Below are 14,483 nucleotides of genomic sequence, written 5' to 3' on the forward strand. Positions count from 1 at the left end.
GGAATGCCATGACGACGCAACCGGTCGGCGAAGTTCTGTTTCTGGCCCATCGCATGCCTTATCCGCCCGATCGCGGGGATCGCATCCGGTCGTGGCACATCCTGCACGCGCTTTCGGAACGGGCGCGAGTCCATGTCGGCTGCCTGATCGAGGGCGAAGCCGATCTGGCTCACGAACCCGTTCTGGCCCGAGTTTCGGCAAGCCATTTCCTGGCTCCACGCGCAAAGACCCTGCCGATTGCGGGCATGATGGCACTCGTGACCGGCCTGCCGGTCAGTGTGGTTGCCTTTTCCTCGCGCAAGCTCGACCGCTGGGTGCGCAAGCTGATCGCGACCCGTCCGATCGAGGCGATCTTCGTGTTTTCCGGGCAGATGGCGCAATATGTGCCGCGCGACTTTCGCGGACGGGTGGTCATGGATTTCGTCGACGTCGATTCCGCCAAGTTCGCGGCCTATGCCGACGGCGCGGGATCGCTCCCGCTGCGCTGGCTTTACCGTCGCGAAAACGTCCTGCTCTCCCGCTATGAGGAATGCGTTGCCCATCGCGCGGATGTTTCCCTGTTCGTGACGGCCGACGAACGACAGCTGTTCCTGTCGCGCCTGTCCGATCCGGTCGGGGTTTCGGTCGAAGTCATGCGCAACGGCATCGACGCCGACGCCTTTTCCGCAGACAACCGTTTGCCCGCTCCCGGCCTTGGCACGGGCGGGCCGCATATCGTCTTCACCGGGCAGATGGATTACGCTCCCAATGTCGAAGCGGTGCGCTTCTTCGCCGAAGAAGTCATGCCGATGATCGTCGGGCGTTATCCCGATGCGCGGTTCCATGTCGTCGGGCGCTCGCCGACGCCCGAAGTCCGTGCTCTGGAAGGACGGAACGGCACCCGGGTGACCGGAACCGTGCCCGATGTGCGCCCGTGGCTTGCCGGTGCGGACGTTGTCGTCGCACCCTTGCGCATTGCACGCGGGGTACAGAACAAGGTGCTCGAAGCCATGGCCATGGCGCGCGCGGTCGTGCTGACCTCGGGTGCGGCGACGGGAATACCGGCGCAGGACGGCGTGCATTTTGCCGTTGCAGATACTGCGGCGGCTCTGGCTGCCCGGACGATCGAGCTGATTGCCGATCCTGCACGGGCAAGCGCGATGGGTGGCGCTGCGCAAAGTCTGGTTCGCGAACAGGCGAACTGGCAATGCGCGCTGGCCGATCTTCCCCGTGTGATGGGGTGGGCCGATGCAGCCTGAGGCATTCGGGTCTCCTGCCGCGTTGCGGTCGTTGTCGCCGCTCTGGCGTGGTGCGCTTGCGCGCCTTGCCCTGTCGTGGGCCATGCTGGGGCTTCTGTTCTTCGGTGACTGGCGCGACATGGTCGGTCAGTGGTGGGGCAGTTCGACCTACAACCATATCCTGCTCGTTCCCCCCATCCTCGCCTGGCTGGTTGCGCAGCGGCGCGAGGAAGTTCTGCGCCTGTCGCCGCAGACCTGGTGGCCCGGGCTCGTGGTTTTTGCGGGCGCAGGGTTCTTTTGGCTGCTCGGCGATTTTGCGGGCTTGTCGCTTGCCCGACAACTGGGCGTGGTGGTCATGGCGCAGGCTTCGCTTGCCGTGGTCATGGGGCCAGAGGTTGTCGCGGGACTCTTGTTCCCCTTGTTCTACATGCTGTTCCTCGTTCCCGTCGGGGACGAGATGATCCCGTTCCTGCAGACACTGACCGCGAAGATCACCATGATCTTCCTTGGCATGGCCCATATCCCCGCTGCGATCGACGGGGTCTTCATCACGACGCCCGCAGGCTATTTCGAAGTCGCCGAGGCGTGTTCGGGGGTGAAGTTCCTGATCGCGATGATTGCCTATGGCGCGCTTGTCGCCAATGTGTGCTTTCTGCGCTGGCAACGGCGGGCGGCTTTCATGGCCGTCTCGCTTGTCGTTCCGGTCCTTGCAAACGGGGCAAGGGCGTTCGGCACGATCTGGATCGCGGGGTGGTACGGGATCGCCTTTGCTTCCGGGTTCGATCACGTCTTTTACGGCTGGGTCTTTTTCGCGGTGGTCATGGGCTTGTGCATGGCTGTGGGCTGGCGGTTCTTCGACCGTCCGATCCACGCACCGATGATCAATCCCGAGGCGATTGCGCGATGCCCGTTGGTGTGTCGTCTCAAGGCATTCTCGACAGGCCCGATGGTCGGACTTGGTCTTCTGGTAACGATTGCCGGGTTGTTCCTTGGCTGGGGTGCCATGGCCGAAGCACTCGCGGCGCCTCTGCCGGAACGGCTGGGCGCGCCGACGGTGCCGGGATGGCAACGCGTCGCACCGGCAGGGGGCTCAGTCTGGCTTCCCTTGCACGGGGGCGCGGATCGTCGTTTGCGCCTGACTTATCGGAACGCGGCGGGGCAGGCGGTGGACGTTTCCTTTGCGCTTTATGACCGGCAGGGGGAAGGACGCGAGGCTGGAGGGTTCGGGCAGGGCGCCTTGCCGCCCAATACCCGATGGGCCTGGGAGCGCGCGGGGCCCGCATTCGGCACGGGCAAGAGCGACATCGTTCAGGCGCCTGGCCCCGAGCATCGCTGGTGCGTCACCTGGTACAGGAGTGGCGAGCTGCTAAACGGCAGCAACCTTGCCCTGAGGCTGCATGTCATGGCCGATCATCTGCTGTTGCGGCGTCGTGCGACATCGACTCTAATCGTATCGGCAAGCGACAGGGGCGCGGCCGATCCGGTCGTCGCGATCCGGGCCTTCCTCGCCGCGACCGGGCCGGTCGATGCATGGATGGACCACCTGTCCGGACAGCGATAGGAAGGGGCGCGCCATGTGCGGCATCGCCGGGATTTTTCATTGCGAAGGCCAGAAGCCCGTCGATCCGGCACGGATCGAGCGCATGCTGGCAGCAGCGCCCCATCGCGGTCCCGATGGCCGGGGTACCTGGACAGCGCCGGGGGTGGGGCTCGGACACTTGCGTCTGGCGATCATCGACCTTGCCGGATCGCCGCAGCCGATGGCATCGAGCGATGGCTCCGTGATGCTCGTCTTCAACGGAGAAATCTATAATTTCCGTGAGTTGCGTCGGGAATTGCAGGCGAAAGGCGCGGTTTTCCATACCGACGGGGACAGCGAAGTCATCATTGCCGCGTGGCAGCATTGGGGCGTCGACTGCCTTTCCCGGCTCCACGGCATGTTTGCCTTCGCGCTTTACGATCTTCGGCAAAAGACCTTGTTGCTGGCGCGTGACCGGCTGGGGGTAAAGCCGTTGATCACGGCGACCTTGCCCGACGGCAGCCTGATATTTGCCTCCGAACTCAAGCAGTTGCTGGCCCATCCTTCGTTGCGGAGAGATATCGATCCGCTCGCGGTGGAGGACTTCATGGCCTGGGGCTATGTTCCCGATCATCGCTCGATCATCCGGGGTGTGGAGAAGCTTCCGGCCGGGCACTATCGTTTGCTGCGCCATGATGTGCGCGCCTCGGCACCGGTGCAATGGTGGGATGTCGACTTTTCCGAGCGGTCGCGGGCAGGTGCCGCCGATCTCGGCGCCGAACTGTTGCACCGCTTGCGGGATGCGGTCACGTCCCGGATGACGGCTGACGTTCCTCTGGGGGCATTCCTGTCCGGCGGGGTCGACAGTTCCAGTGTGGTTGCGCTGATGGCGGAGGCCAGCCGGGAGCCGGTCAAGACCTGTTCGATCGGGTTCGATGTCTCGGCGCTCGATGAAACCGGGTACGCGAGCCGGATCGCCGAGCAGTTCCACACCGAACATTACGCGCGCACCGTCGGAACCGACGATTTTGCGATGATCGATCGTCTGGCTGCAATGTTCGATGAACCCTTCGCCGATGCTTCGGCCTTGCCGACATGGCGGGTGTGCCAACTGGCACGCGAACATGTGACCGTGGCGCTGTCGGGTGACGGAGCGGACGAGGCCTTTGCCGGTTATCGGCGGCAAGCGTTTCAGCATCGAGAAAGCCAGTTGCGTGACTGGTTGCCGCAGGCCGTGCGGGGGCCTTTGTTCGGTGCTCTGGGGGCGGCCTATCCGCCGCTCGCCTGGGCCCCGCGCCCCTTGCGGGCGCGGGCGACACTGCTCAGCCTGTCGCGCAGCAGCGAGGAGGGCTATGCGCGTGCCCTGACGATGACGCAGGCCGAAGTCCGCGATGTGCTCTACTCACCCGATTTCCGTCGGTTGCGCGGCGATTATCGGGCAGAGACGCCTTTTGTCGAGCTGATGCGGCGCGCGCCTGCGCGCAGCGGCCTCGACCGGGCGCAATATGCCGATCTCAAGTTCTATCTGCCGGGCGACATCCTGACCAAGACGGACCGCACGAGCATGGCGGTCAGTCTGGAGGCCCGCGAACCTTTGCTGGATCATCGCCTGATCGAATTTGCAGCTCGCCTTCCCGAGGGGCTGCGCGTGCGAGGCATGACCGGCAAGTGGCTGCTCAAGGACGTGATGCGGCGCTATCTGCCCGAAGACATCCTGTTCCGCCCGAAAATGGGTTTTGTCACGCCGATTGCGGCGTGGTTCCGGGGACCTCTGGCCGACAGCGCCCGCGCCATCGTTCGCGACGGCGTGCTGGCAAGAACCGGTTGGTTCGACATGAATGCCATCGCCGCCCTGATCGATGCGCACCAGTCGGGGCAGGCTGATACGAGCCGTTCGCTTTGGCAATTGCTGATGCTCGAAAAGAGCCTTGTTCACCTTTCCGCGGCCTGACGGGAATGCCTACTGGCGTGTCCATGAATTGGTAATTTTCGCAGTTTGGCAAAGGTTCTCTTGGTTGATAGTCGGTAACCGGAGTAAGGGGATGTCAACCAATTCGGATTAATCCGTCCAGTGAAGAGGACTGGCGCGAAACACCGATGCGGAAACTCCTGAGATCACCCCTGTGGCTGGCGCTGCTTCTAGCGCTTGCTCAGGCTGTGCCGGGAGCGAGCGAGCCATTGGCTCACATGTACTGGAACGTCGTCTACAAGCTTTGGCAGAATCCTGCGCCAAGCGATATTGTTATCGTGGATGTTGACGATATTGCAGATCAGGGTGTGGGGGCGCAGGCGCGTCTTCTCAACCTTGTGAGTCAGGCAAAAATCGCACGCCTGTTTGTCGATTTCAGAACTAATCCGGCGAGCCGAACTGATGTTAATGTGCTTCGCGCTGCGTTCGCCAAGCTACCCCGTAACGCATCTTTCGTGGTTCGCGGAAAAAAGCCGGACCGCTTTGATAGAGATGCATTTGAGTTCCCGGAAAAGTGGGAAGTTGGAAATCACCCCATTGTGATTTCGACTTGGATTGTTGATTTTGTATATTTTGTTCAACGTGGAACATATTCTGTAGAAGTTGATGGTGTCGAATATCCAAGTTTAAGTTCTGAGCTTTCGGGGAGAAGGGCTGGATTTCAATCCCAATATTTTCCAGATTTTTCTGTTGATCCGTTGCAGGTGTCGAAGATTTCTGCGTCTTCGATTTTATCCGGACGAACGCCCCTCTCGTCATTGGATGGCAAGAAGGTAATTTTATCTGCTTCTGGGTTGTCGGCATCTGAGCAGGGTGTTTCATATGGGTATTTTGGACACAGGCTTGCGTCGCCCGTATATTTTGACATTGCGGGAGTTTCTGCACTTAGGAGGCCATTCTCATTTAATTTGAGTGGGATTTTTGTATTATCAATTGCATTTATTTCCCTTATTATTGGGCATGCTTCGAGAAATGCCTGGATTAAGCTGTGTGCTTATGTGGGCGTGCTTGGTGTAGTATTCCTGCTGCCGGTCATTTTGCGCTGGGAAGGTTTGGTTTCCTATCCAGATACGGCAATGATCTGCGTGTTTGTGTTTGCTGCAGTCCGTCTTTGGCAAAAACGCACACGTCGTATTCAGCATACGAGCGTGTCAGGGCTCCCGAACATGCTGGCCCTTTCCGCCAGCACGCTTCCGGTCGGGCGCGATGTGATCGTTGCGGTGGTTGCCCGATATGAAGAGATGTTGGCGACCTTGCCTCACGATCTCCACGGAGAATGTGCCAAGCAGATCGCGCGACGTATCTCGGTGGGATCGGGTAGCGAGACCATCTACCATTCCGACGGTGGTCACTTTGCCTGGACCGAGGAAGCGCGCCCGCTTGACATGCAGCTCAGCCACCTGGAGGGGCTGCGCGCACTCTTCGCAACGCCGCTGCAGATCGGCCCACACACGTTCGATACCAATATCCATTTCGGCGTGGATCGAAATGAAGGTGTCGATGCGCCTACCCGGGTGAACAGCGCGCTTGCGAGCGCGAACGAGGCGCTCGCCAATGGACGGGCGATCGAACTGTTCGAAGCTCATCGCCTGGTCGAGGCGCCGTGGGAGCTGTCGCTGCACGCGCGCATCGACGAAGGTTTACGCAACGGCGACATCTGGCTCGCTTTCCAGCCGCAGTACGACATTGGGTCCGGGCGTATCTGTGGTGCCGAGGCGCTGATCCGCTGGAATCATCCGACGCGCGGTCCGATCGCACCCAATGCCTTCATTTTGCAGGCCGAGCGGGCAGGGCGGATCGATGCCTTGACGTATTGGGTGCTCGAAAATGCAATTACTGCAGCCCTCGCGATCAACGCGAAGGGCGAGCGGCTTCAGATGAGCGTCAATCTCTCGGCCCAGATGGTCGACAAGCCGGACCTCGTGCGGAACTTCTCGGATATCGTGTCCCGCCGAAAGATCGATCCGGGCCTGATCACGATCGAGGTTACCGAAACTGCCAGCCTTGGCAATCGCGCGGCCGCCTTCCATAACCTGAGCCAACTGCGCAAGATGGGCTTCCTGCTTTCGATCGACGACTTCGGCACGGGAGAGGCCAGTCTTGCCTATCTGGCGGATTTGCCGAGCGACGAGATCAAGATCGACCGTCGCTTCGTCGCTCGGATCATCGAAAGCGACCGCGATCGGGCGATCGTTGCCAGCACGATCCAGCTCGCCCATGCGCTTGGCCAGACCGTGGTTGCCGAGGGTATCGAGGATGCCTCGACACTGGCTCTGCTTAGGGATCTCGGTTGCGATCATGCTCAGGGGTATTATCTCGGCAAGCCAGAGGCGTTCGCTGGGTTCGAACGCCATTACGATGCCAGTCGGATGGCGAGACTTCGGGGAGTCTGATTTTCCCGATAGTTGCTGAGGAGCGGGGGGCGGAGTGGGCTCGTGATTGTCGAGTTCGAATTCCGTCATCTCCTCCGCAAGTCCACGGGATACGCCTTCTTCCTCTTGAATCGAATATTTCTCTCCGAATCATAAGGTTCGGGATGTCGGCTGTGGGTGCTGAAACGCTCCTCCCACGTGCTGCGCGCAATTGGGGGCAGCCGATGAGTCTCGAATTGGTACGCTCGTCGCTCCTTGCATTTTGCCCGATGCGAGCCACCGGCGCCCCTCTCCATGACCGCCAGCCGTAGTTAAAGTGGCGGATTTCCTCATCTGAAATGGCGGTTCTCTGCATTCGGGTCGCTGAATGCGGCACCGTCTCGAAGCGTCCTGGATACGATTGCGTGTGCAGGCATGCGACCTTCAGCAGGAAGGTAACTTCTTGTTAACCATTGGCGTTAGTGATATTGAAAGGTCCTCACGGTGGATGGAGGAAATTCAAATGTGGAAGTGGCTCTTTTTCTGATCACAAAAGCACTTTCGTGCTGAAGGAATTGATGGCAAGCGCTTGGAAACAGGCGGATTTGTCAGCCGCACAAGAGCGGAGAACAGAAGCCCATGCATTGCATGGGCTTCTTTCTTTTTGCGCTCCGAATGGTGTCCCAGTTCGAGTCGCTATGGTGGCTGTGGTGTCCGATCGCAGGGTGCGCAGGGGTGCTATCCTCGGTCTTCATGTCCGAGGATGCAGTCATCAGCGACGGCAGGAAGGTCAGTCTTCGCCGTGACCGAGAGCGAGGTAATCCTGGCTCTGCATTTCCATCAGTCGGCTGACCGTGCGGTCAAAGGCAAAGCGACCTTCGTCATCGCCGCCGCCGCTGTGATCGTAAAGGTTTGCCGGTTCGGCTGCAGCCGTCGCGATCAGCTTGACCTTGTGCTCATAAAGCGCGTCGATCAGGGTGATGAAGCGCATGGTTTCGTTGCGCCGTTCAGGCCCGAGCATGGGGATCGCGACGACGATGACCGTGTGATACTTCCGCGCGATGGCAAGATAGTCCGAGGCGCCGCGGGCTTCGCCGCAAAGGCGCTTGAAGCTGAAAACGCCGACGCCTTTCAGGCTCTTGGGGACGTGAAGCATGCGCCCGCCGCCGACATCGAGCTCGGCCGAGGGGACATTGGCGCTGTCTTCGGGCGGATAGTCGGTCAGGCGGAAAAAGGCCTCACGAACCTTTTCAGTAGCTTCCGGGCCGACCGGAGTGTGCCAGGTGCCGACCCCCTGCATGCGGTCCATACGATAGTCCGTGGGGCCGTTGAGCGTCAGGACGTCGAGCCGTTCTTCGATCAGGGCGATGAAGGGCAGGAAATGCTCGCGGTTGAGCCCGTTCTTGTAAAGGTCGCGGGGCGCGCGGTTGGACGTGGTGACGATGGTTACGTCGTGCTGGACGATCAAGGCCGTGAACAGGCGGCTCATGATCATGGCGTCGGCACTGTTGTTCACGACCATTTCGTCGAAAGCCAGGACGCGCGTTTCCGCAGCGATCGCGGCGGCGACGGGAAGGATGGGGTCGCCGCCTTCCTTCTTGCGCTCTTCCCGCAGCCGCGCATGCACGTCGAGCATGAACTCGTGAAAGTGGACCCGGTGCTTGGCCGTGACGGCAAGGTTGTCGTGGAACAGGTCCATCAACATTGACTTGCCGCGGCCGACGCTGCCCCACATGTAGACGCCGCGGGGCGAGGGAGCGGGTTTGCGTCCGAACAGGCGTCCTACGAGGCTGGTGGCAGGAACGGGATGTTCCAATTCCTGTTGCAGGCGATCGAGGCGCGCGGCTGCGGCGGCCTGTTCGGGATCCGGGCGAAGCTCTCCGGCAGCGACGAGTTGGGCATAACGGTCGGCAACGCGCATGTGTGGTGTCTCAACGTCCGGAAGGCTTGCGCACGGTGCCGTGGAACGCGGCGACCAGATGGCCTTCCTGTTCGACGATCCCGCGTACGAAGACGAGCCTCTTGGTTTCGCGCAGCACTTCGCTGACAGCGTCAAGGGGTTCGCCGACACGCCCGGCACCGATGAATTGTGTGGAAAGGTCCAGCGTGACCGAACCGGCCGCATCCCCATCGAGGATCAGCCGCATGCCCGCGAAAAGGGCAATATCGATCAGCGCGAGAGTGACGCCGCCATGAACTGCATCGAGCAGGTTGCTGTGGCGGCGTTCGGGTAGCATTCGCAGGCGGACGGCAGGGGTTCCTGCGGGTGTCTCTTCCTTGCGGACCAGCATCCGACCCATGACCTGCGCGTTGAAGCGAGTCTGGTCGGCCAAATTCCACGAATGCCAGCCGGGATGATCCGCGGCTGGCTCGTAGATGAAACCGGTGCCTGATGTGGTCACGACAGGGAACCGGGAAATGCGATCAGATCGCGCGTTCGGCCTGCATCTTCTTGATTTCGGCGATTGCGCGCGCCGGCGACAGGCCCTTGGGGCAGACGTTGGCGCAGTTCATGATCGTGTGGCAGCGATAGAGGCGGAACGGGTCTTCGAGTTCGTCCAGACGCTCCCCGGTCATTTCGTCGCGGCTGTCAGCCAGCCAGCGATAGGCCTGCAGCAGGATGGCAGGGCCGAGGAAACGGTCGGAATTCCACCAGTAGCTCGGGCACGAGGTCGAGCAGCAGGCGCACAGGATGCACTCGTAAAGGCCGTCGAGCTTTTCGCGCTGTTCAGGCGACTGGAGGCGTTCCTTGCCCGAGGGCGTGGGCGAAACGGTTTGCAGCCAGGGACGGATCGATGCGTACTGCGCATAGAAATGGGTGAAGTCGGGAACAAGGTCCTTGATCACCTGCATGTGCGGCAGAGGGGTGATGCGGATTTCACCCTTGAGGTCTTCGATCGCGGTCGTGCAGGCAAGCCCGTTGCGACCGTTGAGGTTCATCGCGCACGAACCGCAGATGCCTTCACGGCACGAACGGCGGAAGGTCAGCGACGGATCGAGTTCCGACTTCATCTTGATGAGCGCGTCGAGAACCATCGGGCCGCACTGGTCGAGATCGATCTCGAACGTGTCGTAGCGGGGGTTCTCACCGCTGTCAGGGTCGTAACGATAGACCTTGAACTTCCGGATGCGACCGTTGGTCGTCGCGGGGTGATGACGCGACTGGCCGGTGATCTTGGAATTCTTCGGAAGCGTGAAAGTCGCCATGTCCAAACCCTTCTTCGACGATCCGCCAACCCCGGGTCCATGCCGTCCGCGCAAATCCGGTCGGCTTGGCGCTACAGGCCGAAATTGGCCGACGCGCGGGGGAGTCGTATCTGACTAACTGTCATTCGCATTCGTCTGCACGCACGGGGTCATCTCGCGCGCGCTAACAACTGAGTCGTCCTTAGCGTAACCGACGCGCGGGGCAAGGGGCTCTTGGTGCATGCATGCACACCATTTGGTCTGAGACGCTGAAACCGACGGGCAAAACCGGGATCAGGCCGGGGTCGGAAGGATCGGGGCCGCCCATCGCCTGTCGTCGAGATAGGGTGTGCTTTTGCGCGCCGCAGCGATGGCGGCCCGGTCGATCCGTGCATGGATGATCGCGTCATCCGTTTCCGCGCGGGCCCGAACGATCCCGTCAGGGCCGACAATCGTCGACTGCCCGTCGAAACGGTATCCCCGTTCGTCGCCTGAGCGGTTGGCAAAGGCGAGCCACACGCCGTTTTCGAGGGCCCGGACGCGGATCACCGCTTCGGCAACAAGGGGAAATTCCGCACCCACTGCGGTTGGCGCAAGCACGATATCGGCGCCGCGCAAGGCGAGGTCGCGGAGGGTTTCCGGATATTCGGTATCGTAGCAGATCGAAAATCCGATCCGCCAGCCATTGAGCATTGCAAGGCCGCTTGGGTGATCGCCCGATTGGAACAGGTCGCGTTCGTAATCGCCCCAGAGGTTGACCTTGCGGTATTCGAGCAGAGTTTCGCCATCCGGCCCTATGAGGATGGCTGCATTGTAGCGATCGCCGTCCGCACTTTCAGGGTAGCCGTAAGCGATGGCAAGATGATGGCGTCGGGCAAGGGCTGCGATGCGGGTCTGCCAGGGCCCGTCACGCGGTTCGCTCGCCGAAGCGACGGCAGGGGCATCGAAATAGCCGCTGGTCCAAAGCTCGGGAAGCAGGAGGAGGTCAGGGTGGCCCGCTTCGCCATTCTCGAGCAGCGTCTCGAGGCGGTCGATCATCTGGTCGGGTGCGCCGCAAAGGCCCGGTTGCTGCCAGATCGCGATGGAAAGGGGGGAAGGGGACATGTCGGACATGGGGCGAGATTATCCCGATGTCGCAGAGCCGCCAAATTCCTTCGCAAGAGTTTGCGGAAGGACCGAGCCCTTTTACCGAGGTGTTCGGTAAAAGGGCTCGGATCAAGGAGTGTCAGACGCCGAAGGTCCGCTGCCACCAGCCGCGACGCGGCTGCTGGTTATCGTCTTCGCCTGCGCTTTCGGCAGAGGCTTCGGCGGGTGCTTCGACCGCTGCCACAGGTTCGGCCACGACTTCGACCGGAGCCTCGGCTGCTGCTGCAGCTTCGATGTCGGCCTTCTTGCGGCGCGTACGCTTCGGCTTGGCGGGGGCTTCGGCCGGGGCTTCTGCGGCCTCGGCTGCTGCTGCGGCTTCGATGTCGGCCTTCTTGCGGCGGGTGCGCTTGGGCTTGGCCGGAGCTTCGACAGTCGCTTCGGGTTCGGCAACCGCTGCTTCTGGCGCTGCTTCCGGAGCCGGTTCTGCCGTCACGGTTTCCGCCTTCTTGCGGCGGGTGCGCTTGGGCTTGGCCGGAGCTTCGGGCTCGCTGACGACGGGCTCGGGCGCTGCCTCGGTCGCCGGGGCGACTTCCGCTTCGACAGGCGCGACAACGACTTCCACTGCCACGGCTTCGGTCGTTGCGACCTCGGCTGCCGGACTTTCGTCGGCGTCACCGTTCGCGTCGTCGCTTTCGTACTCGCCAGCGTCCTCGCCCTCGGCGCTTTCTTCACCGGCGGGCAGGCCTTCGCGATTGCCGCGACGGCGACGGTTGCGGCGACGGCGCTTGCGACGGCCTTCGCCGCCGTTTTCACCGTCACTGGCGCTCTCGCCTTCGGCTGATGCACCGGTTTCGGTATCGTCACCGGCGTCTTCGCCCGCTTCGTCGCCTTCATCGGAGCCGTCGGCATCGTCGGTTTCGCTGCCTTCGGGTGTGCCATCCTCGCGGCGGTCGCGGTTGCGGCCACGGCGGCGGCGGCGGCGCTTGCGACGGCCGGAGCCTTCGCCGTTGTCGCCGTCGCGGCTCTCGCCGCGTTCGTCGTCGTTGTCCTCGGCGTCGACGTCGGATTCGTCTTCCTCGTCGGCGACGTCTTCTTCGACCAGTTCCACGATCGGTTCAAAGCGCGGCGTGAATTCCGGCTTCGGCCCGCGCGAGGCAACGCGCATCTTGGCGCCTTCGTTCTCGCCTTCGGGGATCACTTCGACGGTGACGCCGTAGCGGTCCTCGATCTCGGCAAGGTCGCCGCGCTTGGCGTTGAGGACGTAGATTGCCGCTTCCTGGCTGGCGTAAAGCGTGACGATGCTGCCGCGTCCCTTGGCGGCTTCATCCTCGATCATGCGCAGGGCCGAAAGCCCGGCCGAGGATGCCGTGCGGACAAGCCCCGATCCGTCGCAATGCGGGCAGGCACGGGTCGTCGCTTCAAGAACGCCGGTGCGCAGGCGCTGGCGGCTCATTTCCATCAGGCCGAAGCCGGAAATGCGACCGACCTGAATGCGGGCGCGGTCGTCTTTGAGCGCTTCCTTCATCGCCTTCTCGACCTTGCGGATGTTCGATCCGTATTCCATGTCGATGAAGTCGATGACGACCAGTCCGGCCATGTCGCGCAGGCGCAACTGGCGGGCGATTTCACGGGCAGCTTCCAGATTGGTCGAAAGCGCGGTGGCTTCGATCCCGTGTTCCTTGGTCGAACGGCCCGAGTTGATGTCGATCGACACCAGTGCTTCGGTCGGGTTGATGACCAGATAGCCGCCGCTGCGCAGCTGCACGACCGGATCGTACATTGCGGTCAGTTGGTCTTCCGCACCGTACCGCTGGAACAGCGGAACGGGATCGACGTACTGCTTCACCCGCTTGGCGTGGCTGGGCATCAGCAGCTTCATGAAATCCTTGGCGGCGCGATAGCCCGCTTCGCCTTCGACCACGACTTCCTCGATTTCGCGGTTATAGATGTCGCGGATCGCGCGCTTGATCAGGTCGCTGTCCGAATGGATGAGCGCGGGTGCGCTCGAATGAAGCGTGCGTTCGCGGATCTCGTCCCACAGGCGGGCGAGGTAATCGAAGTCGCGCTTGATTTCCGGCTTCGTGCGCTGCAGCCCGGCTGTGCGGACGATGCAGCTCATCGATTTGGGCAGTTCGAGCTCGGAAATGATCGTCTTCAGCCGCTTGCGGTCGGCCGCCGAGTTGATCTTGCGGCTGATGCCGCCGCCATGGCTCGAATTGGGCATGAGCACGCAATAGCGCCCGGCAAGGCTGAGATAAGTGGTGAGCGCTGCACCCTTGTTGCCGCGCTCTTCCTTGACCACTTGGACCAGCAGGACCTGGCGACGCTGGATCACGTCCTGGATCTTGTAACGGCGGCGCAGGGCAAGGCGACGTGCCCGCAGCTCGTCGGCTTCCTTGGTCTGGGCGCGGCCCTGACGGCGGCGGCCACGACCACGACGGCGTCCGTCGTCGCTTTCCTCGCCTTCCTCGGTGGCAGCTTCTTCGGCATCATCGCCGTTTTCGATCACGCCGCCCTCGATCGTGGCGACCTGGTCCTTTTCGGTGCCGTCGACTTCGGTCACGCCTTCGCCGTCGTCGAAGGCATCGCCTTCGGCAAAGTCGTCCTCGTCATCTTCGTCGGCAGCCCGCAAGGCTGCTTCGGCTTCGGCGTGGCTGGCTTCTTCGGCCAGCAGCGCCTCGCGATCTTCCTTGGGAATCTGGTAATAATCGGGGTGAATTTCGCTGAAAGCGAGAAATCCGTGCCGATTACCGCCGAAATCGACGAAAGCCGCCTGAAGCGACGGTTCGACGCGGGTTACCTTGGCAAGGTAGATGTTGCCCTTGATCTGCTTGTGATCGGAGGACTCGAAATCGAACTCTTCAATCCGGTTGCCCTTGAGCACCGCCACCCGGGTTTCTTCCTGGTGGCGCGCATCGATAAGCATGCGCGTGGTCATCAATTAATCTCCAGCCGCGCGGCCGCGGGACGTATCCCGGGAACTGGGCGCGGGTCATTGCGATGGCGCGATCGCCGTCCGGGCAAGGTGTCCTGCCTGCGGGGCGCGTCGCGAATTGGGGTTTGCCGGTTCGGAGCACGGGATTTCGCCCGGTCTGCTCGCCGCTCGGCGGCGGTTGGTGTGCATCTGCCTCGATGACGTTGCGCGGCGAAAGGCG

9 protein-coding genes are annotated in these 14,483 nt (G+C 62.0%); 4 read left to right on the plus strand and 5 right to left on the minus strand.

Translation table 11 applies throughout. The features are described from left to right. The first annotated feature begins 8 nt into the window (after positions 1–8). From Y88_RS02290 to Y88_RS19100, 4 genes are all read left to right on the plus strand, one after another. Entirely contained in the window at positions 9–1,238 is a 1,230-nt protein-coding gene (locus tag Y88_RS02290; protein WP_211207058.1) for a TIGR03087 family PEP-CTERM/XrtA system glycosyltransferase, read from the plus strand. Further along, positions 1,228–2,778 (plus strand): exosortase A, encoded by a 1,551-nt coding sequence (gene xrtA, locus Y88_RS02295; protein ID WP_232280887.1) that lies wholly within the window; start codon positions 1,228–1,230, stop codon positions 2,776–2,778. Before Y88_RS02290 ends, xrtA begins: the two co-directional genes overlap by 11 nt. A 13-nt stretch (positions 2,779–2,791) precedes the next feature. Next, positions 2,792–4,687, plus strand: a complete 1,896-nt coding sequence (locus tag Y88_RS02300; RefSeq protein WP_008065881.1) for an XrtA/PEP-CTERM system amidotransferase — start codon at positions 2,792–2,794, stop codon at positions 4,685–4,687. 146 nt (positions 4,688–4,833) lie between these two features. After that, entirely contained in the window at positions 4,834–7,098 is a 2,265-nt protein-coding gene (locus tag Y88_RS19100; protein WP_157132569.1) for an EAL domain-containing protein, read from the plus strand. 748 nt (positions 7,099–7,846) lie between these two features. Here the strand turns inward: Y88_RS19100 and zapE are convergent. The 5 genes from zapE to Y88_RS02330 all read right to left on the minus strand — a co-directional run bounded on the left by zapE (position 7,847) and on the right by Y88_RS02330 (position 14,266). Next, the gene (gene zapE, locus Y88_RS02310; RefSeq protein ID WP_008065883.1) at positions 7,847–8,977 is read right to left on the minus strand and encodes a cell division protein ZapE; all 1,131 of its coding nucleotides are present in this window, start codon (positions 8,975–8,977) and stop codon (positions 7,847–7,849) included. Between the two features lie 10 nt (positions 8,978–8,987). Further along, the gene (locus Y88_RS02315; protein WP_018075231.1) at positions 8,988–9,458 is read right to left on the minus strand and encodes a PaaI family thioesterase; all 471 of its coding nucleotides are present in this window, start codon (positions 9,456–9,458) and stop codon (positions 8,988–8,990) included. Between the two features lie 22 nt (positions 9,459–9,480). Further along, positions 9,481–10,263 (minus strand): succinate dehydrogenase iron-sulfur subunit, encoded by a 783-nt coding sequence (locus Y88_RS02320; RefSeq protein WP_018075230.1) that lies wholly within the window; start codon positions 10,261–10,263, stop codon positions 9,481–9,483. Positions 10,264–10,536: 273 nt separating this feature from the next. Continuing rightward, positions 10,537–11,355 carry a nitrilase-related carbon-nitrogen hydrolase gene (locus tag Y88_RS02325; RefSeq protein ID WP_008065886.1) on the minus strand — a complete coding sequence of 273 codons (819 nt, stop codon included), beginning with the start codon at positions 11,353–11,355 and terminating at the stop codon, positions 10,537–10,539. A gap of 112 nt (positions 11,356–11,467) precedes the next feature. Further along, a complete protein-coding gene (locus Y88_RS02330; protein WP_018075229.1) occupies positions 11,468–14,266 on the minus strand; it encodes a ribonuclease E/G in 2,799 nt (932 codons plus the stop codon). Between the last annotated feature and the right edge of the window lie 217 nt (positions 14,267–14,483).

Source organism: Novosphingobium nitrogenifigens DSM 19370 (genome assembly GCF_000192575.1).
Taxonomy (GTDB): Bacteria; Pseudomonadota; Alphaproteobacteria; order Sphingomonadales; family Sphingomonadaceae; genus Novosphingobium; species Novosphingobium nitrogenifigens.

Coding starts and splice junctions, on each gene's coding strand:
- Y88_RS02290 (WP_211207058.1), top strand. CDS start 9: ATGACGACGCAACCGGTCGGCGAAGTTCTGTTTCTGGCCCATCGCATG.
- xrtA (WP_232280887.1), top strand. CDS start 1,228: ATGCAGCCTGAGGCATTCGGGTCTCCTGCCGCGTTGCGGTCGTTGTCG.
- Y88_RS02300 (WP_008065881.1), top strand. CDS start 2,792: ATGTGCGGCATCGCCGGGATTTTTCATTGCGAAGGCCAGAAGCCCGTC.
- Y88_RS19100 (WP_157132569.1), top strand. CDS start 4,834: ATGCGGAAACTCCTGAGATCACCCCTGTGGCTGGCGCTGCTTCTAGCG.
- zapE (WP_008065883.1), bottom strand. CDS start 8,977: ATGCGCGTTGCCGACCGTTATGCCCAACTCGTCGCTGCCGGAGAGCTT.
- Y88_RS02320 (WP_018075230.1), bottom strand. CDS start 10,263: ATGGCGACTTTCACGCTTCCGAAGAATTCCAAGATCACCGGCCAGTCG.
- Y88_RS02325 (WP_008065886.1), bottom strand. CDS start 11,355: ATGTCCGACATGTCCCCTTCCCCCCTTTCCATCGCGATCTGGCAGCAA.
- Y88_RS02330 (WP_018075229.1), bottom strand. CDS start 14,266: ATGACCACGCGCATGCTTATCGATGCGCGCCACCAGGAAGAAACCCGG.